Genomic DNA, 987 nt, shown 5'->3' with positions numbered 1-987 from the left:
AGGCCGGAGCGGTTGCCGATCAGAGAAAGGTTCTGACAGGGGGAACCGAAGGTAATTATATGGACAGGTGGGATTTTCCCGCCGTCCACCTTCGTAATATCCCCCAAATGCACCATGTCGGGAAAGTGCCTTTTGGTTATGGAGATGGGCGCTTTTTCAATCTCACTGGCCCATACCGGACGGATACCGCACCGGGAAGCAGCCAGAGGGAACACGCCGATCCCGTCAAAAAGGCTTCCCAGCTTAATGTCCGGCATGGCCCGGGGTGCCGTGTCCCTTCACGGCAAGCACCCCTTCCAGTGTGGTCGCCGCAATGCCCAGCCGCCCGGCAACCGCAATATCGTTTTTTACATCCTCATCCACAGCGCTGCCGCAGACGATCAGGGTGTGGGAGCGCCGCAGCATATCCCGGCGCATATCAATCCCGGCCTTGTGTTCCTCGGGAACGCTGTCATTCAAAAACAGCGGCAGATACAAGAGCGGGCAGATCGGGGAAAAGCCCGACTCATAAGCAAGACGGCAGTAGTGGGCCGCCAGCTCCATATCAACATCCGGCTCGCCGCTCCATGCGGCGCTCAGGTATGCTAAAGGTCGTTTCATTGGTTGAGCCTCCATTTCTGTTTAGGTTTAGGGAAAAGCAATAGTTCGCCCAACCCCTCCGCCCCTTCCCCCGGGAAGGGGAACGGCTCTGGAGAATTTATATCCCCGTCGCTTGACCGGGAAAAAGCATAACCGGGAGAAATCCGTCAAGGGTGCCTCTGGCACCGCCTGCGGCGGCGCTGCCCTTGACTGATTTTCCCGGCTATGCTACGGAATAACTGGCGACGGGGAATAATTTATATCTCCAGAGCTTCGGGGCGCGGGGCAGAGCCCCGTAATCCTCGGGCCATGCTGACCCGAAGTTTGGGCTTACTTTTCCTGTTCGGTTTTCTTCTCCGGCTTTTCATGTTCCTTCTGCTGACCCTTCCAGTCGTCCAGCAGCTTGAT

At 57.1% G+C, this 987-nt stretch carries 2 protein-coding genes; both read right to left on the bottom strand.

Annotation, left to right across the window (positions count from 1 at the left end):
• The coding region (locus DWY93_RS16810; protein WP_147324231.1) for a DNA cytosine methyltransferase at positions 1–257 on the bottom strand (257 nt) is incomplete at its 3' end.
• The gene (locus DWY93_RS16805) at positions 244–600 is read right to left on the bottom strand and encodes a hypothetical protein (protein WP_073929958.1); all 357 of its coding nucleotides are present in this window, start codon (positions 598–600) and stop codon (positions 244–246) included. The genes DWY93_RS16810 and DWY93_RS16805, both read right to left, overlap by 14 nt.
• Between the last annotated feature and the right edge of the window lie 387 nt (positions 601–987).

This window comes from Clostridium sp. AF28-12 (assembly GCF_003435225.1).
In the GTDB taxonomy this organism is placed as follows: Bacteria; Bacillota; Clostridia; order Lachnospirales; family Lachnospiraceae; genus Pilosibacter; species Pilosibacter fragilis.
The sequence above is the reverse complement of the archived record's forward strand: the minus strand, read 5'-3'. Positions and strand labels throughout refer to the sequence as shown.

Bases quoted from the DNA above. Each gene is read 5' to 3' on its own strand.
- DWY93_RS16805 (WP_073929958.1), bottom strand. From the start codon at position 600: ATGAAACGACCTTTAGCATACCTGAGCGCCGCATGGAGCGGCGAGCCG.